The organism is Rhizobacter sp. Root404, from assembly GCF_001425865.1.
GTDB lineage: Bacteria > Pseudomonadota > Gammaproteobacteria > Burkholderiales > Burkholderiaceae_C > LMDS01.
The window spans coordinates 1-21,032 of the sequence record NZ_LMDS01000010.1; the positions used below are offsets into that span (position 1 = coordinate 1).

Consider the following 21,032-nt stretch of genomic DNA (forward strand, 5'->3'; position numbering starts at 1 on the left):
AGTTGCCGAAGGACAAGGAAATGGTCATGCCGGGCGACAACGTCAGCATCACCGTGAAGCTGATCAACCCGATCGCGATGGAAGAAGGCCTGCGCTTCGCCATCCGTGAAGGTGGCCGTACCGTCGGCGCCGGCGTCGTTGCCAAGATCATCGAGTAAGGCGGACCACATCATGCAAAAGCAAAAGATCCGCATCCGCCTGAAGGCGTTCGACTACAAGTTGATCGACCAGTCGGCCCTCGAAATCGTCGACACCGCCAAGCGCACCGGCGCGATCGTCAAGGGCCCGGTGCCCCTGCCGACCCGCATGCAGCGTTTCGACATCCTGCGTTCGCCGCACGTCAACAAGTCGTCGCGCGACCAGTTCGAGATCCGCACGCACCAGCGTCTGATGGACATCGTCGACCCGACCGACAAGACGGTCGACGCGCTGATGAAGCTCGACCTGCCGGCGGGCGTCGACGTCGAGATCAAGCTGCAGTAAACCCCGCCCGAGGTCTGGCACTTGCGGGTTCGCCCGCCGGTGCTAGAATCGCAGGCTTTTCCGCGTTCGCGTGCCCGAAAGGGCGGCGCGACGACGGGAAACTTATCAACCCGACCAATCGATGTCGGGCTCGTGAACAAAGGCTGTGGTTGCTGAACAGGCGCCAGAGCTGGAGAAAACTTTATGACGACAGTCAATCCAGGCCATCGCCTCGGTTTGCTGGGCCGCAAGGTGGGCATGATGCGCATCTTCACGGACGATGGCGACGCCATCCCCGTGACGGTGCTCGATGTGTCGAACAACCGCGTCGCCCAGGTCAAGACCGAACAGACCGACGGTTACAGCGCCATCCAGGTCGCCTTCGGCGAACGCAAGGCGTCCCGAGTCTCCAAGCCCGAAGCGGGCCACTTCGCCAAGGCGGGTGTCGAGGCCGGCGAGATCCTCCAGGAATTCCGTGTCGCCGCTGACGTGGCCGCCGAATACAAGCCGGGCGCGCAAGTCGCCGTCGGCGGCGTGTTCGCGGTCGGCCAGCTGGTCGACGTGCAGGGCACCTCGATCGGCAAGGGCTTCACCGGCACGATCAAGCGCCACAACTTCAGCTCGCAGCGCGCGTCGCACGGCAACAGCCGTTCGCACAACGTGCCGGGCTCGATCTCGATGGCCCAGGACCCGGGCCGCGTGTTTCCGGGCAAGAAGATGTCCGGCCACCGCGGTGACGTGACCAAGAGCATCCAGAACCTCGACATCGTCCGCATCGACGAAGCCCGCCAGCTGCTGCTGGTGCGCGGTGCCGTCCCCGGTGCGAAGAACGGCCACGTGGTCGTCAGCCCGGCGATCAAGGTCAAGGCCAAGAAGGGAGCCCAGTAATGCAACTCGAGCTCCTGAACGAACAAGGCCAGGCGACCAGCAAGGTCGACGCGCCGGACACGCTGTTCGCGCGTGACTACAACGAAGCGCTGGTGCACCAGATCGTCGTGGCCTTCCAGGCCAACGCACGTCAGGGCACTCGCGCCCAGCTCGACCGCACGATGGTCAAGCACTCGACGAAGAAGCCGTGGCGCCAGAAGGGCACCGGCCGCGCGCGCGCCGGCATGACCTCGTCGCCGCTGTGGCGCGGAGGCGGTCGGATCTTCCCGAACAGCCCGGACGAAAACTTCACCCAGAAGGTCAACAAGAAGATGTACCGCGCCGGCATGGCCGCCATCTTCTCGCAGCTCGCTCGCGAAGGCCGCCTGGCCGTCGTCGACTCGCTGACCGTCGATTCGCCGAAGACCAAGCAGCTCGCCGCCAAGTTCAAGGCGATGGGCCTGGACTCGGTGCTGGTCATCACCGACCAGCTCGACGACAACCTGCTGCTGGCCTCGCGCAACCTCGCCGGCGTGCTCGTCGTCGAGCCGCGCCACGCCGACCCGCTCGCGCTCGTGCACTACAAGAAAGTGCTCGTGACCAAGGCGGCGGTCGAGCAACTCAAGGAGATGCTGGCATGAACGCAACCACCACCGCTACCGCTGCGAAGCCCAAGCATCAGGCCGACCGCCTGGCGCAAGTGCTGGTCGCGCCCATCGTCTCCGAGAAGGCGACGATGGCTGCCGAGAAGCACAACCAGGTGCTGTTCAAGGTGCTGCGCGATGCCACCAAGCCCGAGATCAAGGCGGCCGTCGAACTGATGTTCAAGGTCGAAGTCGAGTCCGTCTCGACCGTGATCCAGAAGGGCAAGGTCAAGCGCTTCGGCAAGTCGATCGGCCGCCGTGACCACGTCAAGAAGGCGTACGTGTCGCTGAAGGCCGGCCAAGAGCTCAACTTCTCCGGGGAGGCAGCGTAATGCCTGTCATCAAGATCAAACCGACCTCGCCAGGCCGCCGTGGCATGGTGAAGGTGGTGCACCCGCACCTGCACAAGGGCAAGCCCGAAGCATCGCTGCTCGAGCCCCAGATGCAGAACGCGGGCCGCAACAACAACGGTCACATCACTATTCGCCATCGCGGCGGTGGTCACAAGCATCACTATCGCGTCGTCGACTTCGTGCGCAACAAGGATGCGATTCCGGCGAAGGTCGAGCGCATCGAGTACGACCCGAACCGCACCGCGCACATCGCGCTGGTCTGCTACGCCGATGGCGAGCGCCGTTACGTGATCGCCCCGCGCGGTCTCGAAGTCGGTGCCACGATCATGAGCGGCGCCGAAGCGCCGATCAAGGCGGGCAACACGCTGCCGATCAAGAACATCCCGGTGGGCTCGATCATCCACGCGATCGAGATGCTGCCCGGCAAGGGCGCGCAGATCGCGCGTTCGGCCGGCACCTCGGCGACGCTGCTGGCGCGCGAAGGCATCTACGCGCAGGTCCGCCTGCGCTCGGGTGAGGTTCGCAAGATCCACATCGACTGCCGCGCGACCATCGGTGAAGTCTCCAACGAAGAGCACCAGCTGCGCCAGTACGGCAAGGCCGGCGCGATCCGCTGGAAGGGCATCCGCCCGACGGTTCGTGGCGTCGCCATGAACCCGGTGGATCACCCGCACGGTGGTGGTGAAGGTCGTACTGGTGAGGGCCAGGCGCCTGTGTCTCCGTGGAACACGCTGACCAAGGGCTACCGCACTCGCAACAACAAGCGTACGCAGACGATGATCGTCGCGCGTCGCAAGAAGTAAGGGGAACGGCAATGACTCGTTCACTCAAGAAGGGCCCGTTCGTCGACCATCACCTGCAGGCGAAGGTCGAGAAGGCGGTTGCCATCAAGGACAAGAAGCCGATCAAGACCTGGTCGCGCCGCTCGACGATCCTGCCGGATTTCATCGGCATCACGATCGCCGTGCACAACGGCAAGCAGCACGTGCCGGTCTACATCACCGACCAGATGGTCGGCCACAAGCTCGGTGAATTTGCGCTGACCCGCACGTTCAAGGGGCACCCGGCCGACAAGAAGGCCAACAAGAAATAAGGATGACGACGATGGAAACCAAATCGATCGTCCGCGGTGTTCGCCTGTCTGCCGACAAGGGTCGGCTGGTGGCCGACCTGGTCCGCGGCAAGAAGGTGGACCAGGCGCTCAACATCCTGACCTTCACCCCCAAGCGCGCTGCCGGGATCATCAAGAAGTGCCTGGAGTCCGCGATCGCGAACGCCGAGCACAACGACGGTGCCGACATCGACGAACTCAAGGTCAAGACGATCTTCGTAGAGCAAGGTGCCACGCTGAAGCGTTTCTCCGCACGGGCCAAGGGCCGCGGCAACCGCATCAGCAAGCCGACCGCGCACATCTACATCACCGTCGGCAACTAAAGGCAAAGACCATGGGACAAAAGATTCACCCAACCGGGTTCCGCCTGCCGGTCACGCGCAACTGGTCATCGCGTTGGTACGCGAACAACCAGAACTTCGCGACCATGCTCGCCGAAGACCTGAAGGTTCGCGAGTACCTGAAGGCCAAGCTCAAGAGCGCTGCGGTTTCGCGCATCCTGATCGAGCGCCCCGCCAAGAACGCCCGCATCACCATCTACTCGGCACGGCCGGGCGTGGTGATCGGCAAGAAGGGCGAGGACATCGAGAACCTCAAGGCCGAGCTGACGCGCCGCCTGGGCGTGCCGGTCGCTGTCAACATCGAGGAAGTGCGCAAGCCTGAAGTCGATGCGCAGCTGATCGCCGACAGCATCACGCAGCAGCTCGAGAAACGCATCATGTTCCGCCGCGCGATGAAGCGCGCGATGCAGAACGCGATGCGCCTGGGCGCCCAGGGCATCAAGCTGATGTCCTCGGGCCGCCTGAACGGCATCGAGATCGCGCGTTGCGAGTGGTACCGCGAAGGCCGCGTGCCGCTTCACACCCTGAAGGCCGACATCGACTATGGCTTCTCCGAAGCCAAGACGACCTACGGCATCATCGGCGTGAAGTGCTGGGTCTACCGTGGTGACCGCCTGGCCAACGGTGAATCGCCTGGCATCGTGACGCCTCCGGGCGCCGAGGACGATCGCCGTGGCCCGCGCCGCGGCCCGCCGCGGGGTCCGGGCGGTGCGCCGGGTGGCCGTGGTGGCCGTCCGGGTGGTGGTGGTGGTTTCGACCGGGGCGCGCCGCGCACCGATCGCCCGGCTGACGCCGGCGCCGCCGCAGCAGCCCCGGCCGCACCGGCCGGCGACGCGCCCAAGGGACCGGCCGTCAAGCGTGTTCGCAAGGCTGCAGCGCCCGACGCTGCGCCGGCGACGCCTGACGCCAAAGGAGAATAAGCATGCTGCAACCCGCACGCAGAAAATACCGCAAGGAACAGAAGGGCCGCAACACCGGTGTCGCCACCCGTGGCGCAGCCGTCTCGTTCGGCGACTTCGGCCTGAAGGCCACCGAGCGCGGCCGTCTGACGGCGCGGCAAATCGAGGCGGCACGCCGCGCGATTTCGCGTCACGTGAAGCGCGGTGGCCGCATCTGGATCCGCATCTTCCCGGACAAGCCGATCTCGCAGAAGCCGGCCGAAGTCCGCATGGGCAACGGCAAGGGCAATCCGGAGTACTACGTCGCCGAGATCCAGCCGGGCAAGGTCCTGTACGAGATCAATGGCGTCGATGAAGTGCTCGCACGCGAAGCGTTCACGCTGGCCGCAGCCAAGCTGCCGCTGAAGTGCACCTTCGTCGCGCGCCAGGTCGGCGCGTAAGGAGAACATTCATGAAAGCATCTGAACTCCGCGCCAAGGACGTCGACGGTCTCAAGAAAGAGATCGGCGACCTGCTCAAGGCCCACTTCGGCCTGCGCATGCAAAAGGCGACGCAGAACCTGAGCAACCACACCCAGCTGGGCAACACGCGTCGCGACATCGCTCGCGCCAAGACCGTGCTGGCCCAGAAGAAGAAGGAAGCGACGAAATGAGCGAGCAGCAAGCCACCGCCGCCGCAGCGACCGACAAGCCGGCGAAGAACACCCGCACGCTGGTCGGCAAGGTCGTCAGCGACAAGCGCAGCAAGACCATCACCGTGCTGATCGAGCGCCGCACCAAGCACGAGCTGTACGGCAAGATCGTCGCGAAGTCGAGCAAGTACCACGCACACGACGAGAACAACGAGTACAAGCTCGGCGATGTCGTCGAGATCGCGGAAACGCGTCCAATCTCGAAGACCAAGGCCTGGACCGTGACCCGCCTCGTCCAGAAGGCGATCGTGGTCTAAGCCACCGCGCGCGCATCGAACGGTCGGATTGCTGATACTGGCGTCCGGCCGTTTTTCCATTTCAGAACACCTCAGGAGACCCTCATGTTGAAAGTTGGCGACAAGCTACCCGCAGGCAGCCTCTCGGAATTCGTCGAAGTCGAGGGCAACGGCTGCTCGCTCGGCCCCAACACCTTCGACCTCGAGAAGTCGACCGCAGGCAAGAAGATCGCGGTGTTCGCGCTCCCGGGCGCCTACACCCCGACCTGCTCCGCCAAGCATGTGCCGGGCTATGTCGAGAAGGCCGACGCGCTCAAGGCGGCCGGCGTCGACGAGATCTGGTGCGTGTCCGTCAACGACGCGTTCGTGATGGGCGCCTGGGGTCGCGATCAGCGCACCGCCGGCAAGGTCCGCATGATGGCCGACGGCAGCGCCGACTTCGCCAAGGCCACCGGCTTGACCCTCGACCTGACCGCGCGCGGCATGGGGCTGCGCTCGAACCGCTACTCGATGCTGGTCGTCGACGGCGTCGTCAAGACGCTCAATGTCGAGGCGCCGGGGAAGTTCGAAGTCAGCGACGCCGACACGATGCTGAAGCAGGCCAAGGAAGTTCTGGCCTGAGCTCATTGACGCAGTGCGCAAAAGTGCTGCATAATCTAAGACTTCGCCGAAATCAGCCGCCGTTCGCACGAACAGGTGAGTGGTTTCGGATCTGACGATTCTTTGCCCGAACGGGCCCAAGACTGCGGTGCTCACTCTGATCAGAGCGGCGCCGCAAGTTGGGGACAGGACAACATGATTCAAATGCAATCGCGGCTCGACGTCGCGGACAACACTGGCGCGAAATCCGTCATGTGCATCAAGGTGCTGGGCGGCTCCAAGCGCCGTTACGCCGCCATCGGCGACGTGATCAAGGTCAGCATCAAGGAAGCCGCGCCGCGTGGCCGCGTGAAGAAGGGCGAGGTCTACAGTGCCGTCGTCGTTCGCACCGCCAAGGGTGTGCGTCGCCAGGACGGTTCGCTGGTCAAGTTCGACGGCAATGCCGCCGTGCTGCTGAATGCCAAGCTCGAGCCGATCGGCACCCGCATCTTCGGGCCCGTGACGCGCGAACTGCGCACCGAGCGCTTCATGAAGATCGTGTCGCTCGCACCCGAAGTGCTCTGAGCGCCGCCCCGCTAGATATACAGGACAGGCCATGAACAAGATTCGCAAGGGCGACCAGGTCATCGTGTTGACCGGCCGCGACAAGGGCAAGCAAGGCACCGTGCTGTCGCGCGAGAGCGAGGATCGCATCCTCGTCGAAGGCGTGAACGTCGTGAAGAAGCACGTCAAGCCGAACCCGATGAAGGGCACGACCGGCGGCGTCGTCGACAAGACCTTGTCGATCCACCAGTCGAACGTCGCGATTTTCAACGCCGCCACCGGCAAGGCCGATCGCGTCGGCATCAAGCTCGGCACCGATGCCAAGACGAACAAGGTCACGCGCGTGCGTGTCTTCAAGTCCAGCGGCGCCGAGATCAAGGCCTAAGGGAAGATCATGGCAAAGCAACAAGCTGCCTCCACCGGCAACAACTCCCCCGCTCCGAAGGTCGCGCGCCTTCAGGCCATCTACCGCGACAAGATCTCGCCGGAGCTGGTCGAGAAGTTCGGCTACAAGTCGCCGATGCAGGTGCCCCGCATCACCAAGATCACCCTGAACATGGGCGTCTCGGAAGCGGTGTCGGACAAGAAGGTCATGGACCACGCCGTGAGCGACCTGACCAAGATCGCCGGCCAGAAGCCGGTCGTCACGAAGTCGAAGAAGGCGATCGCCGGCTTCAAGATCCGTGACGGCGTGCCCATCGGCTGCATGGTCACCCTGCGCGGCGTGCAGATGTACGAGTTCCTTGACCGCTTCGTGACGATCGCCTTGCCCCGCGTGCGCGACTTCCGCGGCATCTCGGGTCGTGCGTTCGACGGCCGCGGCAACTACAACATCGGCGTCAAGGAACAGATCATTTTCCCTGAAGTCGACTACGACAAGATCGACGTGCTGCGTGGCCTGAACATCAGCATCACCACGACGGCGAAGAACGACGAAGAGGCCAAGGCGCTTCTGACCGCGTTCAAGTTCCCGTTCAAGAACTGAAGGACCGAGCCCGTGGCCAAAACCTCCCTCATCCAGCGCGAACTCAAGCGCACCCAGCTCGTCGCCAAGTACGCGAAGAAGTATGCGGAGCTCAAGGGCACCGCCAACGACGCGAAGAAGTCCGACGAAGAGCGTTACGCCGCGCGCCTCGAGCTGCAGAAGCTCCCGCGCAACGCCTACCCGACGCGCCAGCGCAACCGCTGCGAGCTGACGGGTCGCCCGCGTGGCACCTTCCGCAAGTTCGGTCTCGGCCGCAACAAGATTCGCGAACTGGCGTTCAAGGGTGATATCCCTGGCGTCGTCAAGGCCAGCTGGTAAGCCCCGCGCTTATCGAATCTGACCTGATCAGGAGATATTTCAAATGAGCATGAGTGATCCTATCGCCGACATGCTGACCCGCATCCGCAACGCGCAGATGGTTCAGAAGGTCAGTGTGGTGATGCCGGCGTCGAAGCTGAAGACCGCGATCGCCGAGGTGTTGAAGGCCGAAGGCTACATCGACGGTTTCGCGATCGAAGGCGATGCGGCCAAGCCGCAGCTGAAAATCGGCCTGAAGTACTACGCCGGCAAGCCGGTGATCGAGCACATCGAGCGCGTCAGCCGTCCTGGCCTGCGCGTCTACAAGGGTCGCCACGACATCCCGAACGTGATGAACGGTCTGGGTGTGGCGATCGTGACCACGCCGAAGGGCGTGATGACGGACCGCAAGGCGCGCCAGGCCGGTATCGGCGGCGAAGTGCTCTGCTACGTGTCCTAAGGAGTAACGGTCATGTCTCGCGTAGGAAAAATGCCGCTGCCGCTCCCGAAGGGTGTGGACGTGTCGGTCACCGCTGAGCAGATCAGCGTCAAGGGCGCGATGGGCACGCTGGTGCGTCCCGTCAACAGCCTGGTCACGATCAAGAACGAAGACGGCAAGCTGAACTTCGCCCCGGCGAACGACAGCGTCGAGGCCGATGCGATGTCGGGCACGATGCGTGCGCTGGTCTCGAACATGGTCAACGGCGTCAGCAAGGGCTTCGAGAAGAAGCTGTCGCTGGTCGGCGTCGGTTTCCGCGCCGCGGCCGCCGGCAGCAAGCTGAACCTGCAGATCGGTTTCTCGCACCCGGTCGCCAAGGACATGCCCGAAGGCGTGAAGGTGGCGTGCCCGACCCAGACCGAAATCGTCATCTCCGGTGCCGACCGCCAGGTGGTGGGCCAGATCGCCGCCGAGGTCCGCGCGATCCGTCCGCCGGAGCCCTACAAGGGCAAGGGCATTCGCTACGTCGGCGAAAAGGTCGTCATCAAAGAGACCAAGAAGAAATAAGGGGCGAATGACATGTCACTGAACAAAAAAGATCAGCGCGTCCGTCGCTCCCGCCAGACCCGCGCACGCATCGCCGTGCAGCGCGTCGCGCGTCTGTCGGTGTACCGCACCAATCTGCACATCTACGCCAGCGTCATCTCCGACGACGGCTCCAAGGTGCTGGCCAGCGCATCGACCGCCGAAGCCGACATCCGCAAGGAACTGGGCACGGCCGGCAAGGGCGGCAACGTCGCTGCCGCGACGATCATCGGCAAGCGCATCGCCGAGAAGGCGAAAGCCGCCGGCATCGACAAGGTGGCGTTCGACCGCGCAGGTTTTGCGTACCACGGCCGCGTCAAGGCGCTCGCTGAAGCCGCTCGCGAAGCCGGCCTGCAGTTCTAAGGAATCAAGATGGCAAAGTTTCAACCCCGCGTCCAGGACGAAGGTCGTGACGACGGTCTGAAGGAAAAGATGATCGCGGTCAACCGCGTCACCAAGGTGGTGAAGGGCGGCCGCACGCTGTCGTTCGCCGCACTGACCGTGGTCGGCGACGGCGATGGCCGCATCGGCATGGGCAAGGGCAAGGCCAAGGAAGTGCCGGTCGCCGTGACCAAGGCCATGGATTCGGCCCGCCGCAACCTGTTCAAGGTCGCGCTGAAGAACGGCACGATCCAGCACAAGGTGGTCGGCGAGCACGGTGCGTCGCGCGTGCTGATGGCGCCGGCGAAGCCCGGTGACGGCATCATCGCCGGCGGCCCGATGCGCGCCGTGTTCGAGGTGATGGGCGTGACCGACATCGTCTGCAAGAGCCTCGGCTCGTCGAACCCGTACAACCTGGTTCGCGCCACGCTCGACGCACTGAAGAACACCAACACCCCGGCCGAGATCGCTGCCAAGCGCGGGCTGACGGTCGAAGAGCTGTTCGGCTGAGCCGCTCGAGCAGGAGAAACACGATGGCAAACAAGCAAACCACGACCAGCGAGCCCAAGGGCACGCTGACCGTCAAGCTGGTCCGCAGCATCGCCGGCACGCGCGAGTCGCACCGTGCGACCGTGCGCGGCCTCGGGCTGCGCAAGCTCAACAGCGAGTTCACGCTCGAAGACACGCCGGCGGTGCGCGGCATGATCAACAAGGTCTCGTACCTGGTGAAGGTGCTCTGAACATGGAACTCAACACCATCAAGCCGGCAGACGGCTCGAAGCATGCGAAGCGTCGCGTCGGTCGCGGCATCGGCTCCGGCCTGGGCAAGACCGCCGGCCGTGGCCACAAGGGCCAGAAGTCGCGTTCGGGCGGCTACCACAAGGTCGGCTTCGAAGGCGGCCAGATGCCGCTGCAGCGTCGCCTGCCGAAGCGTGGCTTCAAGTCGCACCTGCTGAAGTTCAACGCCGAGATCAATCTGACCGACCTGCAGAAGCTCGGCGTCGGCGAAGTCGACATCCTGACCCTGAAGCAAGCCGGCCTCGTCGGTGAACTCGCCAAGGTCGTGAAGGTCATCAAGTCGGGCGAGCTGACGTCGGCCGTGGTGCTCAAGGGCATCGGCGCGACCGCAGGCGCCAAGGCGGCGATCGAAGCGGCCGGCGGCTCGCTGGCCTGAAGGTCGGCGAAGTCTACGACCTGAATCTCTAGGACCTCAGTGGCAACCAACGCGAATCAACTGGCGAAGAGCGGCAAGTTCGGCGACCTGCGTCGCCGCTTGACGTTCCTGCTGCTCGCGCTCGTGGTCTACCGCGTCGGCGCGCACATTCCCGTGCCCGGCATCGACCCGGACCAGCTGCGCCAGCTGTTCAACAGCCAGGCCGGTGGCATCTTGAGCCTGTTCAACATGTTCTCGGGTGGCGCGCTGTCGCGCTTCACCGTGTTCGCGTTGGGCATCATGCCGTACATCTCCGCGTCGATCATCATGCAATTGATGACCTACGTGGTGCCGACACTCGAGGCGCTGAAGAAGGAAGGCGAATCGGGCCGTCGCAAGATCACCCAGTACACGCGCTACGGCACGCTGGGCCTCGCTCTGTTCCAGGCGCTTGCGATCGCCACGGCGCTCGAGAGCTCGCCGGGCCTGGTGATCTCGCCCGGCTTCGGCTTCCGCATGACGGCGGTTGTGAGCCTGGTGGCCGGCACGATGTTCCTGATGTGGCTGGGCGAGCAGATCACCGAGCGTGGTCTGGGCAACGGCATCTCGATCCTGATCTTCGGTGGCATCGCTGCCGGCCTGCCCGGTGCGCTGGGCCAGTTCGGCACGCTGGTGAGCCAGGGCTCGATGAGCATCGTCGCGGCGCTGTTCATCACGTTGCTGGTGTTCGGCGTGACCTTCGCGGTCGTGTTCGTCGAGCGCGGCCAGCGCAAGATCCTGGTCAACTACGCGAAGCGCCAGGTCGGCAACAAGGTCTACGGCGGCCAGTCGTCCCACCTGCCGCTGAAGCTGAACATGTCGGGCGTGATCCCGCCGATATTCGCGTCGTCGATCATCCTGCTGCCGGCCACCGCGGTGGGCTGGTTCGCCACCGGCGACAGCTTCCGCTGGCTGAAGGACGTGGCCGACCTGCTGCGTCCGGGCCAGCCGATCTACGTGATGCTGTACGCCGCCGCGATCGTGTTCTTCTGCTTCTTCTACACGGCGCTGGTATTCAACAGCCGCGAGACCGCCGACAACCTGAAGAAGAGCGGTGCGTTCATCCCGGGCATCCGTCCGGGCGACCAGACTGCTCGCCACATCGACCGGATCCTGTCGCGGCTGACGCTGGCCGGCGCGATCTACATCACGCTGGTGTGCCTGCTGCCCGAGTTCCTGGTCCTGAAATACAACGTGCCGTTCAATTTCGGCGGCACGTCCCTGCTGATCATCGTCGTCGTGACGATGGACTTCTGGGCCCAGGTGCAGAGTTATGTGATGAGCCAGCAGTACGAGTCACTGCTCAAGAAGGCCAACTTCAAAGCGAGCTGATTGAGTACATGGCAAAAGACGATGTGATTCAGATGCAGGGTGAGATTCTCGAGAATCTGCCCAATGCAACGTTCAGAGTGAAGCTGGAAAACGGGCACGTCGTGCTCGGCCACATCTCCGGCAAGATGCGCATGCACTACATCCGCATCCTGCCGGGGGACAAGGTCACTGTCGAGTTGACGCCCTACGATCTGAGCCGCGCTCGCATCGTGTTCCGGGCAAAGTAGAGGCTTAGGAGAAGAGAATGAAAGTCGCAGCGTCGGTCAAGAAAATGTGCCGCAATTGCAAGGTCATCCGCCGCAAGGGCGTGGTGCGCGTGATCTGTACCGATCCGCGTCACAAGCAGCGTCAAGGTTAAGAGAGAACGAACATGGCACGTATTGCTGGCATCAACATTCCGCCCCACAAGCACACCGAGATCGGTCTGACCTCGATCTATGGGATCGGTCGCACCACGGCCCAGAAGATCTGCACGAACAGCAATGTGCCGTTCGATCGCAAGGTCAAGGACCTGACCGACGTCGATCTCGAGAAGATCCGGGAAGAAATCGGCCGCCTGACGATCGAGGGCGACCTGCGTCGCGAGATGTCGATCAACATCAAGCGCCTGATGGACCTGGGTTGCTACCGTGGCTTCCGCCATCGCCGTGGCCTGCCGGTTCGCGGCCAGCGCACCAAGACGAACGCTCGCACCCGCAAGGGCCCGCGCAAGTCGGGCGTCGTGAAGAAGTGATCTGACGGTCTCCGTCTCGTCGCATCTACAGATTTGTAAAGGTCAACATGGCTAAGTCACCCGTCAACACCGCCGCCCAGCGCGTGCGCAAGAAAGTCCGCAAGAACGTTGCGGACGGTGTCGCGCACGTCCACGCGTCGTTCAACAACACGATCATCACCATCACCGATCGTCAGGGCGGCGCGCTGTCCTGGGCATCGAGCGGTGGTCAGGGTTTCAAGGGCTCGCGCAAGAGCACGCCGTTCGCTGCGCAGGTCGCCGCGGAAGTGGCAGGCCGCGCCGCCCAGGACCAGGGCATCAAGAACCTCGACGTGCGGATCAAGGGCCCCGGCCCGGGCCGTGAGTCGTCGGTGCGTGCGCTGGCCTCGCTCGGCATCCGCATCAACTCGATCTCCGACGTGACGCCGGTGCCGCACAACGGCTGCCGTCCGCAGAAGCGCCGTCGCATCTGAGTTAGACCGTTTTCGTCGTCGGCGATGCCTTCATGGCTTCGCCGACTTTTTCACTTCCGCCGTTCATCGAGCGACGGAAGTCGAAGCCCACCGTCTGAGCGCCCAGAACAACACTCGCCAGACTCGCGCAAGCTGAACGTTCAGCCTGCGTCAGATTGAACTAAGGACATCAACGTGGCACGTTTCCTCGGCCCCAAGGGCAAACTTTCCCGCCGTGAAGGCACCGACCTGTTCCTGAAGAGCGCCCGCCGCCCGATCGGTGACAAGGTCAAGTTCGACAGCAAGCCCGGCCAGCACGGCCGCACCTCGGGCACCCGCACGTCCGACTTCGGCCTGCAGCTGCGCGAGAAGCAGAAGGTCAAGCGCATGTACGGCATCCTGGAGCGTCAGTTCCGCCGCTACTTCGCCGAAGCCGAGCGCCGCAAGGGCAACACCGGCTCGAACCTGCTGATGCTGCTCGAGTCGCGCCTGGACAACGTCGTCTACCGCATGGGCTTTGGCTCGACCCGCGCCGAAGCGCGCCAGATGGTGTCGCACAAGTCGATCACCGTGAACGGCGCTTCGGTGAACATCGCTTCCTACCTCGTCAAGCCGGGCGACGTCGTCGCGGTGCGCGAGAAGTCGAAGAAGCAGCTGCGCATCATCGATGCGGTCAAGCTCGCCGAAGGCCAGGGCATGCCGAACTGGGTGACCGTCGACGCGGCCAAGCTCGAAGGCATCTTCAAGAAGACGCCGGACCGCGACGAATTCGGCGCCGACATCAAGGAAGCGCTGATCGTCGAACTGTATTCGCGTTAAGCGAGCAGACGACGGAGTGCTGGCCTTGCGCCGGCGCTCCCTCATGGCTATTGGTTGCTGTGTTTTGCCGGGCACACAGCGACGACTCTCTCGCCCGGCGCTGTGTCTGTCAGCCTTATCGGTGTAACGAGCCGAGGGTATTGAGACGAACAGGACTTCAATGCAAACCAATCTGCTGAAACCCAAAGCCATCAATGTGGAGCCGCTCGGCGGCAACCGCGCCAAGGTCACGCTCGAGCCGTTCGAGCGCGGCTACGGCCACACGCTGGGCAACGCGCTGCGCCGCGTGCTGCTGTCGTCGATGGTCGGCTACGCGCCCACCGAGGTGACGATCGCCGGCGTGCTGCACGAGTACTCGGCCATCGACGGCGTGCAGGAAGATGTCGTTCACATCATGCTGAACCTGAAGGGCGTCGTGTTCCGCCTGCACAACCGCGATGAAGTCACGCTGGTGCTGCGCAAGGAAGGCGAAGGCCCGGTCACGGCCGGCGACATCCAGACCCCGCACGACGTGGAGATCATCAACCCCGAGCACGTCATCGCGCACCTGTCGCACGGCGGCAAGCTGGACATGCAGATCAAGGTCGAGAAGGGCCGCGGCTACGTGCCGGGCACGATGCGCCGCTACGGCGACGAGCCGACCAAGTCGATCGGCCGCATCGTGCTGGACGCGTCGTTCTCGCCGGTCGCTCGCGTGAGCTACACGGTGGAGTCAGCCCGCGTCGAACAGCGTACCGACCTCGACAAGCTGGTGATGGAGATCAACACCAACGGCGCGATCACGCCGGAAGAGGCGATCCGCAACTCGGCCAAGATCCTGGTCGAGCAGCTGATGGTGTTCGCGCAGCTCGAAGGCGAGATCAGCTCGTTCGCCGATGCGCCGGTCGCCCGCAACACGCAGTTCGATCCGATCCTGCTGCGCCCGGTCGACGAGCTCGAGCTGACGGTGCGTTCGGCGAACTGCCTGAAGGCCGAGAACATCTACTACATCGGCGACCTGATCCAGCGCACCGAGACCGAGCTGCTGAAGACCCCGAATCTGGGTCGCAAGTCGCTCAACGAAATCAAGGAAGTGTTGGCATCGCGCGGGCTCACGCTCGGCGCGCGCCTCGAGAACTGGCCGCCCCAGGGCCTGGACAAGCGGTAAACCGCTCGTCATGTGCACACCCCAGTACCTGATACGGCTGGGGTCGATAAGTTAGTCAAAGGGAAATAGCACCATGCGTCACCGTCACGGACTCCGCAAACTCAACCGCACCAGCGAGCATCGCCAGGCGATGCTGCGCAACATGTGCAATTCGCTGCTGCAGCACGAAGCGATCAAGACCACGGTCCCGAAGGCCAAGGAACTGCGTCGCGTCGTCGAGCCGCTGATCACGCTCGCGAAAGAAGCGACGTTGGCGAACCGCCGCCTCGCGTTCGACCGCACCCGCGATCGCGACATCGTCACCAAGCTGTTCAATGAACTCGGCCCGCGCTACAAGGCGCGTCCGGGCGGCTACACCCGCATCCTGAAGATGGGTTTCCGCGTCGGCGACAACGCGCCGATGGCGTTCGTCGAGCTGGTCGATCGTCCGGAGCCCGCCGCGACCGACACCGTCGCCGAGGCCTGACCCGCTTCCGCGTCACCCGAAGGGCCGGCATCTGCTGGCCCTTTTGTCGTCTGCGATGAAAGACCGGAACCCGGCAGTCGACCGAGGGTCTTTCCAGGCATCGCTGAGAATCAGGTTTCCATGCGCAACCGACCCGTCGCCGTTCTGTCCTTGTGGCTCCGCCTCTTTGCGGCGCTGACCTTGCTCGCCGGCCTTCAGCTGGCGCGCGCCGAAGAAGACTTCCTGGATCCCGAAGTCGCGTTCAAGCTCGCGGCGCGGGCCGTCGATGCGCGCACCGTCGAGGTCAGCTACACCGTGGTGCCCGGCTATTACCTGTACCGCGAGCAGTTCAAGTTCGCCGCGGTCAACGCCACGCTCGGCGAGCCGGTGCTGCCGCAGGGCAAAACCAAGTTCGACGAGACCTTTCAGAAGAACGTCGAGACCTACCGCGACACCGTGCGCATCGCGATCCCGGTGCAGCAGGCGGCCGGCAAGTTCCAGCTCCTCGTCACCAACCAGGGCTGCGCGGACAAGGGCCTGTGCTATCCGCCGCAGCCGCGCGGGATCGAGGTGAGCCTGGCCGGCTTCGGTGGTGACGGCTCGGCGCGGCTCATGACGGCCGACCAGAGCCTCGCGCTGGCCACCGCGGGTGCGTCGTCGGGCACCGCGGCCGCAGCGGCAGTGACCGCATCTCCCGCCTACGCCGCCGACGACGCGGCGATCGACGGCGCGCTGCGGAGCGGCAAGTTCTGGACGGTCGTCGGCGTGTTCTTCGTCGGCGGCCTGCTGCTCTCGCTGACGCCCTGCGTGCTGCCGATGCTGCCGATCCTGTCGTCGATCATCGTCGGCCACGGCGCGCAGGTCTCGCGCGGTCGCGGGCTCGGGCTGGCGGCCAGCTATTCGCTCGGCATGGCGCTCGTCTACACCGCGTTCGGCGTGGCCGCGGGCCTGGCCGGTGAGGGGCTGGCTGCGGCGTTGCAGAAGCCCTGGGTGCTCGCACTGTTCGCCGCAGGCCTGGTGGCGCTGTCGCTGTCGATGTTCGGCGTCTACGAGTTGCAGTTGCCTGCGCGGCTCACCGGCCGGGTGTCGAGTGCGTCGCAGCGCCTGCCTGCCGGGCGGTTCGCTGGCGTGTTCGCGATGGGCGGCCTGTCGGCCCTGATCGTCAGCCCGTGCGTGGCGGCCCCGCTGGCCGGCGCGCTCGTCTATTTGAGCCAGACGCGCGATGTCGCGCTCGGCGGCACCGCCCTGTTCTCGCTCGCCGCTGGGATGAGCGTGCCGCTGCTGCTGATGGGCGCCTCGGCCGGCGCGTTGCTGCCGCGGGCCGGCGGCTGGATGGAAGACGTCAAACGCTTCTTCGGGGTGATGCTGCTGGGGGTCGCGCTGTGGACCGTGCAGTCCATCCTGCCCGCGTCGCTCGTGCTGGCATTGTGGGGCGCGCTGGCCATCAGTGCGGCGGTGATGCTGGTCGCCCACCGCCACGGGGCCGTGGCCGGCTGGACCCGCAGCCTGTGGCGGCTGGCCGCCGGCGCGGTGCTCGCGGTCTGCGGACTGCTGCAGCTCGTCGGCGCCGCGTCCGGGGGCACCAACCCGCTGCAGCCGCTGGCGCAGTGGCGTGGCGCGGGCGGGCCGGGAACCGAGCAGGGGCCTGCCTTCACCTTCGTGCGCAGCGTCGCCGACCTGGACGCCGCCTTGCAAACCGCGAAGCGCCCGGTGATGCTCGATTTCTATGCCGACTGGTGTGTCTCCTGCAAGGAGATGGAACGCTTCACCTTCGTCGACCCCGCCGTGCGCAAGCGGATGGCCGGCGCGCTGCTGCTCAAGGCCGATGTCACCGCCAACAGCGCCGACGACCGCGCGCTGCTGAAGCGCTTCAACCTGTTCGGCCCGCCCGGTACGATCTTCTTCGATCCCCAAGGCCGCGAGATCGCCAGCGCGCGCATCGCCGGCTTCCAGGACGCGACGCGTTTTCTGCAGACGCTGCAAACCGCCGGCCTCTGAATCGCACACGCGGTTTGCAGTTGTGCTATAGTCACAGGCTCAGTCGCGAGGTGGAGCAGTCTGGTAGCTCGTTGGGCTCATAACCCAAAGGTCGCAGGTTCAAATCCTGCCCTCGCAACCACAAATTCAATAACAAAAACAACAACTAACGAATTGGCAAACGCCGTCCCTGTGGACGGCGTTTTGTTTTGTGGGGCCCGTGGCGCGCCGCGTCAGCCGCCCGCCGCAACCCGTCGAGGTCGGTCACCGTCAGCCCGCCGTACTCGAGCTTCACCCAGCCCGCCGCCCGCAGGCGGTCGAGAGCCCGATTGCGGCGCGGTCTCGACACGCCGACCAAATTGGCTACCTCGCGTCCTGGGAGATCTCGATGTGCTTGTGTCGGTGCGGGTAAAGCCGCGGATGGGACAGCCCCGCGAGGTCGCGGTGACCTTGCCCTCGGCGTCGAGCACCCGGTCCGCATCCCAGCCCTCCATGAACCAGTACATGCGCTCGCTGATCTGCTGGATCAGGAAGTGCGTGAACGCGAGTTCGCTCTCGCAGAGCCACTCGAACACGTGCTTGGGCATGACGGCGACCGTGCTGGGCTGAAGCGCGATCACGTCGGCCGGCCGGGGCAGGCCGCGCCACAGCGTGCCCTTCGACCCGTTCTTCACGACCAAGCCGGTCGGCAAAGGCATGGGGTTGGGGCAGTCGATCAGCTACGTCATCGTCGAGCAGCACGGCGGCCGGCTGAGCGCCGACAACTCAGCGCAGGGCGGGGCGGAGTTCGTCCTGGAATTGCCGTTGGCGTGAAGGTCCGTGGGGCCGCATCTCGTGCCACTGTCGCAGCGTGTTGACGTCGACCACGCCGCGCCATGGCCGCAAGCCATCGATGGTCGGCGCCAGGCCGTGCGCCGGATGCGGGTGGCTACCGAGGCCGTCGAGGTCGGCGAGTGCGCCGGCGATGGGCTCGCCGGTGCTGTAGACGCTGCGGGTCAGCAGCGTCGCCAAGCCAGCGGCCCACGCGGCGGCGACGCCGGGCGCGGAATCCTCGAGAGCGAGGCACTCGGCGGCGGGCAAGTGCAGCCGCTCCAGCACCCAGTCGTAGATGTCGGGCGCCGGCTTCTTGTGCGCGACCGCGTCGCCGGCGCCGATCACCTCGAACCAGTCGGGGGCCAGCGGGCTGATCGTCGCGGTCAGCAGTTCGCGCACGTTGGCCTCGGTGGTGGTCGTGGCGATCGCGAGTCGCAGGCCGCGCGCACGGGCCTCGATCAGCAGCCGGCGCACGCCCGGGCGCAGCACGACGGTGCCGCTGCGCACCAGTTCGAGGTAGTGCGCGGTCTTGGCGGCATGCAGCGCGCGCACGCGCGCCGCGGCGTCGGGCGCGCGGGCGGCCTCGGGATCGACCGCGTGCCAGTGGTGCGCGATGCGCTCTTTGCCGCCGGTGACCGCGAGCAGCGCGCCGTAGTGCTCGACGTTCCAGTGCCAGCCGAGGCCGGCGTCCTCGAACGCGCGGTTGAACGCGATGCGGTGGCCGTCGCGTTCGGTCTCGGCGAGCGTGCCGTCGACATCGAAGATCAGGGCCTTCAACACGGTCATGAGCACTCCGCCGCGTGCCGCAGGGTCGCGATCGTCGCGCGCCAGTCGCGGCTGCCGAACACGGCCGAGCCGGCGACGAAGGTGTCGGCGCCGGCGCGCGCGATGCTGGCGATGTTGTCGGGCTTGACGCCGCCGTCCACCTCGAGCCGGATGCGCCGGCCGGTGCCGCGTGCGTAAGCGTCCAGACGGTCGCGCACGAGCCGCAGCTTGGGCAGTGTCGACGGGATGAAGCTCTGGCCGCCGAAGCCGGGGTTGACCGACATCAGCATCACGCAGTCGATCTTGTCGAGCAGGTGATCGAGCCAGTGCAGCGGCGTCGCGGGGTTGAACACCAGGCCGGTCTGGCAGTCCTGGTCGCGGATCAGCTGCAGCGTGCGGTCGACATGCAGGCTGGCCTCCGGATGGAACGAGATCAGCCCGGCGCCGGCCTTCGCGAACGGCATCACCAGCGCGTCGACCGGCTCGACCATCAGGTGCACGTCGATCAGCGCGCGGCCGGCGAACGGGCGGATCGCCTCGCACACCATCGGACCGAAGGTCAGGTTCGGCACGTAGTGGTGGTCCATCACGTCGAGGTGGACCCAGTCGGCGCCCGCCTCGACGACGCCGGCCACGTCCGCGCCGAGCTGCGCGAAATTGGCCGACAGCAGGCTCGGCGCGATCACGGTGGCCTGCCGCATGCTGGTCATGCTGCGAGCCTCGGTGCGAGCTTCGCGTAGGCGGCGGCCATCGAATCGAGCGTGCGCGGCTTCAGCTTGCTGGCCTGGCCGGCGCAGCCGAACGCCTCGAAACGCTCGCGGCAGATGCCCTTGGCGGCGGCGGTCGCGGCCTTCAAGAAGGCACGCGGGTCGAATTCGTCGGGTCGCTGTGCCATCGCGAGCCGCATCGCGCCGGTCATCGCCAGGCGGATGTCGGTGTCGATGTTGACCTTGCGCACGCCGAAGCGGATGCCTTCGCGGATCTCGGCCACCGGCACGCCGTAGGTCTCGCGGATGTCGCCACCGTGGTCGCGGATCACCTTCAGCCATTCCTGCGGCACGCTGCTGGAGCCGTGCATCACCAGATGCGTGTCGGGGATGCGCACGTGGATCGCCGCGATGCGCGCGATGTCGAGGATATCGCCGGTCGGCTGGCGCGAGAACTTGTACGCGCCGTGGCTGGTGCCGATCGCGATCGCGAGCGCATCGACGCCGGTGCGGGCGACGAAATCGGCGGCCTGCTCGGGGTCGGTCAACAGCTGCGAATGATCGAGCGTGCCTTCGGCGCCGACGCCGTCTTCCTCGCCGGCGGTGCCGGTCTCCAGCGAGCCGAGGCAGCCGAGTTCGCCCTCGACCGACACGCCGACCGCGTGCGCCATCTCGACCACGCGGGTCGTGACCGCGACGTTGTACTCGTACGAGGCCGGCGTCTTCTGGTCCTCGCGCAGCGAGCCGTCCATCATCACGCTGGAGAAGCCGCTGCGGATCGCCTGCTGGCACACCGCGGCCGAGGCGCCGTGGTCCTGGTGCATGCAGACGGGGATCTGCGGGTACTGCTCGATCGCGGCCTCGACCAGCTTGCGCAGGAAGGGCTCGCCGGCGTACTTGCGCGCGCCGGCGCTCGCCTGCAGGATCACCGGGCTGTCGCAGGCCTCGGCCGCCTGCATGATGGCCTGGATCTGCTCCATGTTGTTGACGTTGAAGGCGGGCAGGCCGTAGTGGTGCTCGGCGGCGTGGTCGAGCAGTTGACGCAGGGAAATCAGGGCCATCGAAGGTCTCCTCGGTACGTTGAAACTTCTTGTGTCGGCGTCAGCCCGCCGCGCGCTTGCGCAGGATCTCGAACGCGGGCAGCGTCTTGCCCTCCAGCACCTCGAGGAAGGCGCCGCCGCCGGTGGAGATGTAGCCCACGTCCTTCTCGATGCCGTACTTCGCGATCGCCGCCAGC

At 65.4% G+C, this 21,032-nt stretch carries 37 protein-coding genes, 1 tRNA gene and 1 pseudogene; 34 read left to right on the forward strand and 5 right to left on the reverse strand.

What is annotated here, in order from left to right; all coding sequences use genetic code 11:
* The 33 genes and pseudogenes from tuf to ASC76_RS24100 all read left to right on the forward strand — a co-directional run.
* A pseudogene (gene tuf / locus ASC76_RS24950) lies at window positions 1-158 on the forward strand (elongation factor Tu); the annotation flags it as partial.
* A gap of 13 nt (window positions 159-171) precedes the next feature.
* Window positions 172-483 carry a 30S ribosomal protein S10 gene (rpsJ, locus tag ASC76_RS23950; protein ID WP_011831018.1) on the forward strand — a complete coding sequence of 104 codons (312 nt, stop codon included), beginning with the start codon at window positions 172-174 and terminating at the stop codon, window positions 481-483.
* A gap of 183 nt (window positions 484-666) precedes the next feature.
* A complete protein-coding gene (gene rplC, locus ASC76_RS23955) occupies window positions 667-1,350 on the forward strand; it encodes a 50S ribosomal protein L3 (protein WP_056473102.1) in 684 nt (227 codons plus the stop codon).
* Window positions 1,350-1,970, forward strand: coding sequence for a 50S ribosomal protein L4 (gene rplD, locus ASC76_RS23960; protein ID WP_056473107.1), 621 nt, complete (start codon window positions 1,350-1,352; stop codon window positions 1,968-1,970). Before rplC ends, rplD begins: the two co-directional genes overlap by 1 nt.
* A complete protein-coding gene (gene rplW / locus ASC76_RS23965; RefSeq protein ID WP_056473110.1) occupies window positions 1,967-2,305 on the forward strand; it encodes a 50S ribosomal protein L23 in 339 nt (112 codons plus the stop codon). The genes rplD and rplW overlap by 4 nt, the downstream gene beginning before the upstream one ends.
* Window positions 2,305-3,129, forward strand: a complete 825-nt coding sequence (rplB, locus tag ASC76_RS23970) for a 50S ribosomal protein L2 (RefSeq protein WP_056473114.1) — start codon at window positions 2,305-2,307, stop codon at window positions 3,127-3,129. Before rplW ends, rplB begins: the two co-directional genes overlap by 1 nt.
* A gap of 11 nt (window positions 3,130-3,140) precedes the next feature.
* The gene (gene rpsS, locus ASC76_RS23975; protein ID WP_056473117.1) at window positions 3,141-3,419 is read left to right on the forward strand and encodes a 30S ribosomal protein S19; all 279 of its coding nucleotides are present in this window, start codon (window positions 3,141-3,143) and stop codon (window positions 3,417-3,419) included.
* An 11-nt stretch (window positions 3,420-3,430) separates the two neighbouring features.
* On the forward strand, window positions 3,431-3,760 hold the full coding sequence (rplV, locus tag ASC76_RS23980) for a 50S ribosomal protein L22 (RefSeq protein ID WP_056473197.1): 330 nt from the start codon (window positions 3,431-3,433) through the stop codon (window positions 3,758-3,760).
* A gap of 11 nt (window positions 3,761-3,771) precedes the next feature.
* Window positions 3,772-4,698, forward strand: a complete 927-nt coding sequence (gene rpsC, locus ASC76_RS23985; protein ID WP_056473120.1) for a 30S ribosomal protein S3 — start codon at window positions 3,772-3,774, stop codon at window positions 4,696-4,698.
* 2 nt (window positions 4,699-4,700) lie between these two features.
* Entirely contained in the window at window positions 4,701-5,117 is a 417-nt protein-coding gene (gene rplP / locus ASC76_RS23990; protein WP_056473123.1) for a 50S ribosomal protein L16, read from the forward strand.
* A gap of 11 nt (window positions 5,118-5,128) precedes the next feature.
* A complete protein-coding gene (gene rpmC / locus ASC76_RS23995) occupies window positions 5,129-5,329 on the forward strand; it encodes a 50S ribosomal protein L29 (RefSeq protein ID WP_056473125.1) in 201 nt (66 codons plus the stop codon).
* On the forward strand, window positions 5,326-5,625 hold the full coding sequence (rpsQ, locus tag ASC76_RS24000; protein WP_056473130.1) for a 30S ribosomal protein S17: 300 nt from the start codon (window positions 5,326-5,328) through the stop codon (window positions 5,623-5,625). Before rpmC ends, rpsQ begins: the two co-directional genes overlap by 4 nt.
* A gap of 84 nt (window positions 5,626-5,709) precedes the next feature.
* Window positions 5,710-6,225, forward strand: coding sequence for a peroxiredoxin (locus ASC76_RS24005; RefSeq protein ID WP_056473133.1), 516 nt, complete (start codon window positions 5,710-5,712; stop codon window positions 6,223-6,225).
* A 174-nt stretch (window positions 6,226-6,399) separates the two neighbouring features.
* Entirely contained in the window at window positions 6,400-6,768 is a 369-nt protein-coding gene (rplN, locus tag ASC76_RS24010; RefSeq protein ID WP_025511783.1) for a 50S ribosomal protein L14, read from the forward strand.
* Window positions 6,769-6,799: 31 nt separating this feature from the next.
* Window positions 6,800-7,132: a 50S ribosomal protein L24 gene (rplX, locus tag ASC76_RS24015; protein WP_056473136.1), complete on the forward strand. Its 333-nt coding sequence runs from the start codon at window positions 6,800-6,802 to the stop codon at window positions 7,130-7,132.
* Window positions 7,133-7,141: 9 nt separating this feature from the next.
* Complete coding sequence (gene rplE, locus ASC76_RS24020; RefSeq protein WP_056473138.1) at window positions 7,142-7,732, forward strand: 50S ribosomal protein L5; 591 nt, start codon at window positions 7,142-7,144, stop codon at window positions 7,730-7,732.
* A gap of 12 nt (window positions 7,733-7,744) precedes the next feature.
* Window positions 7,745-8,050 carry a 30S ribosomal protein S14 gene (rpsN, locus tag ASC76_RS24025; RefSeq protein WP_056473141.1) on the forward strand — a complete coding sequence of 102 codons (306 nt, stop codon included), beginning with the start codon at window positions 7,745-7,747 and terminating at the stop codon, window positions 8,048-8,050.
* A 43-nt stretch (window positions 8,051-8,093) separates the two neighbouring features.
* Window positions 8,094-8,489, forward strand: a complete 396-nt coding sequence (gene rpsH, locus ASC76_RS24030; protein WP_056473143.1) for a 30S ribosomal protein S8 — start codon at window positions 8,094-8,096, stop codon at window positions 8,487-8,489.
* 12 nt (window positions 8,490-8,501) lie between these two features.
* Window positions 8,502-9,035, forward strand: coding sequence for a 50S ribosomal protein L6 (gene rplF, locus ASC76_RS24035; RefSeq protein ID WP_056473151.1), 534 nt, complete (start codon window positions 8,502-8,504; stop codon window positions 9,033-9,035).
* A gap of 12 nt (window positions 9,036-9,047) precedes the next feature.
* Entirely contained in the window at window positions 9,048-9,416 is a 369-nt protein-coding gene (gene rplR / locus ASC76_RS24040; RefSeq protein WP_056473154.1) for a 50S ribosomal protein L18, read from the forward strand.
* 9 nt (window positions 9,417-9,425) lie between these two features.
* The gene (gene rpsE, locus ASC76_RS24045; protein WP_056473156.1) at window positions 9,426-9,944 is read left to right on the forward strand and encodes a 30S ribosomal protein S5; all 519 of its coding nucleotides are present in this window, start codon (window positions 9,426-9,428) and stop codon (window positions 9,942-9,944) included.
* 23 nt (window positions 9,945-9,967) lie between these two features.
* Window positions 9,968-10,174 (forward strand): 50S ribosomal protein L30, encoded by a 207-nt coding sequence (gene rpmD / locus ASC76_RS24050; RefSeq protein WP_056473160.1) that lies wholly within the window; start codon window positions 9,968-9,970, stop codon window positions 10,172-10,174.
* A 2-nt stretch (window positions 10,175-10,176) separates the two neighbouring features.
* On the forward strand, window positions 10,177-10,608 hold the full coding sequence (gene rplO / locus ASC76_RS24055; RefSeq protein WP_056473163.1) for a 50S ribosomal protein L15: 432 nt from the start codon (window positions 10,177-10,179) through the stop codon (window positions 10,606-10,608).
* A gap of 39 nt (window positions 10,609-10,647) precedes the next feature.
* Window positions 10,648-11,958, forward strand: coding sequence for a preprotein translocase subunit SecY (gene secY / locus ASC76_RS24060; protein ID WP_056473166.1), 1,311 nt, complete (start codon window positions 10,648-10,650; stop codon window positions 11,956-11,958).
* An 8-nt stretch (window positions 11,959-11,966) separates the two neighbouring features.
* Window positions 11,967-12,185: a translation initiation factor IF-1 gene (gene infA, locus ASC76_RS24065; protein WP_009855680.1), complete on the forward strand. Its 219-nt coding sequence runs from the start codon at window positions 11,967-11,969 to the stop codon at window positions 12,183-12,185.
* Between the two features lie 17 nt (window positions 12,186-12,202).
* Window positions 12,203-12,316: a 50S ribosomal protein L36 gene (gene rpmJ / locus ASC76_RS24955; RefSeq protein WP_011830995.1), complete on the forward strand. Its 114-nt coding sequence runs from the start codon at window positions 12,203-12,205 to the stop codon at window positions 12,314-12,316.
* Window positions 12,317-12,328: 12 nt separating this feature from the next.
* Window positions 12,329-12,691, forward strand: coding sequence for a 30S ribosomal protein S13 (rpsM, locus tag ASC76_RS24070; RefSeq protein WP_056473171.1), 363 nt, complete (start codon window positions 12,329-12,331; stop codon window positions 12,689-12,691).
* A gap of 47 nt (window positions 12,692-12,738) precedes the next feature.
* The gene (rpsK, locus tag ASC76_RS24075) at window positions 12,739-13,143 is read left to right on the forward strand and encodes a 30S ribosomal protein S11 (RefSeq protein ID WP_056473174.1); all 405 of its coding nucleotides are present in this window, start codon (window positions 12,739-12,741) and stop codon (window positions 13,141-13,143) included.
* A gap of 174 nt (window positions 13,144-13,317) precedes the next feature.
* The gene (gene rpsD, locus ASC76_RS24080; RefSeq protein WP_056473177.1) at window positions 13,318-13,941 is read left to right on the forward strand and encodes a 30S ribosomal protein S4; all 624 of its coding nucleotides are present in this window, start codon (window positions 13,318-13,320) and stop codon (window positions 13,939-13,941) included.
* 160 nt (window positions 13,942-14,101) lie between these two features.
* Window positions 14,102-15,088, forward strand: a complete 987-nt coding sequence (gene rpoA / locus ASC76_RS24085) for a DNA-directed RNA polymerase subunit alpha (RefSeq protein WP_056473181.1) — start codon at window positions 14,102-14,104, stop codon at window positions 15,086-15,088.
* Window positions 15,089-15,161: 73 nt separating this feature from the next.
* Window positions 15,162-15,554: a 50S ribosomal protein L17 gene (rplQ, locus tag ASC76_RS24090; protein WP_056473184.1), complete on the forward strand. Its 393-nt coding sequence runs from the start codon at window positions 15,162-15,164 to the stop codon at window positions 15,552-15,554.
* 120 nt (window positions 15,555-15,674) lie between these two features.
* The gene (gene dsbD / locus ASC76_RS24095) at window positions 15,675-17,531 is read left to right on the forward strand and encodes a protein-disulfide reductase DsbD (RefSeq protein ID WP_056473187.1); all 1,857 of its coding nucleotides are present in this window, start codon (window positions 15,675-15,677) and stop codon (window positions 17,529-17,531) included.
* Window positions 17,532-17,575: 44 nt separating this feature from the next.
* Window positions 17,576-17,652 (forward strand) — tRNA-Met (locus ASC76_RS24100).
* A gap of 24 nt (window positions 17,653-17,676) precedes the next feature.
* Here the strand turns inward: ASC76_RS24100 and ASC76_RS26685 are convergent.
* Window positions 17,677-17,991, reverse strand: coding sequence for a helix-turn-helix domain-containing protein (locus tag ASC76_RS26685; RefSeq protein WP_082549438.1), 315 nt, complete (start codon window positions 17,989-17,991; stop codon window positions 17,677-17,679).
* Window positions 17,992-18,161: 170 nt separating this feature from the next.
* On the opposite strand from ASC76_RS26685, the gene ASC76_RS24965 reads away from it, so the two are divergent.
* Window positions 18,162-18,323, forward strand: coding sequence for an ATP-binding protein (locus ASC76_RS24965; protein ID WP_371262176.1), 162 nt, complete (start codon window positions 18,162-18,164; stop codon window positions 18,321-18,323).
* Here the strand turns inward: ASC76_RS24965 and ASC76_RS24110 are convergent.
* The 4 genes from ASC76_RS24110 to pgk all read right to left on the reverse strand — a co-directional run.
* Window positions 18,276-19,109, reverse strand: a complete 834-nt coding sequence (locus ASC76_RS24110; protein WP_082549439.1) for an HAD-IA family hydrolase — start codon at window positions 19,107-19,109, stop codon at window positions 18,276-18,278. The genes ASC76_RS24965 and ASC76_RS24110 overlap by 48 nt on opposite strands.
* A complete protein-coding gene (gene rpe / locus ASC76_RS24115; RefSeq protein WP_200947212.1) occupies window positions 19,106-19,789 on the reverse strand; it encodes a ribulose-phosphate 3-epimerase in 684 nt (227 codons plus the stop codon). The genes ASC76_RS24110 and rpe overlap by 4 nt, the downstream gene beginning before the upstream one ends.
* A 5-nt stretch (window positions 19,790-19,794) precedes the next feature.
* Window positions 19,795-20,856: a class II fructose-bisphosphate aldolase gene (gene fba, locus ASC76_RS24120; protein ID WP_056473195.1), complete on the reverse strand. Its 1,062-nt coding sequence runs from the start codon at window positions 20,854-20,856 to the stop codon at window positions 19,795-19,797.
* Between the two features lie 40 nt (window positions 20,857-20,896).
* Window positions 20,897-21,032, reverse strand: a 136-nt coding sequence (gene pgk, locus ASC76_RS24970; RefSeq protein WP_082549440.1) for a phosphoglycerate kinase, incomplete at its 5' end; no start/stop codon positions are given.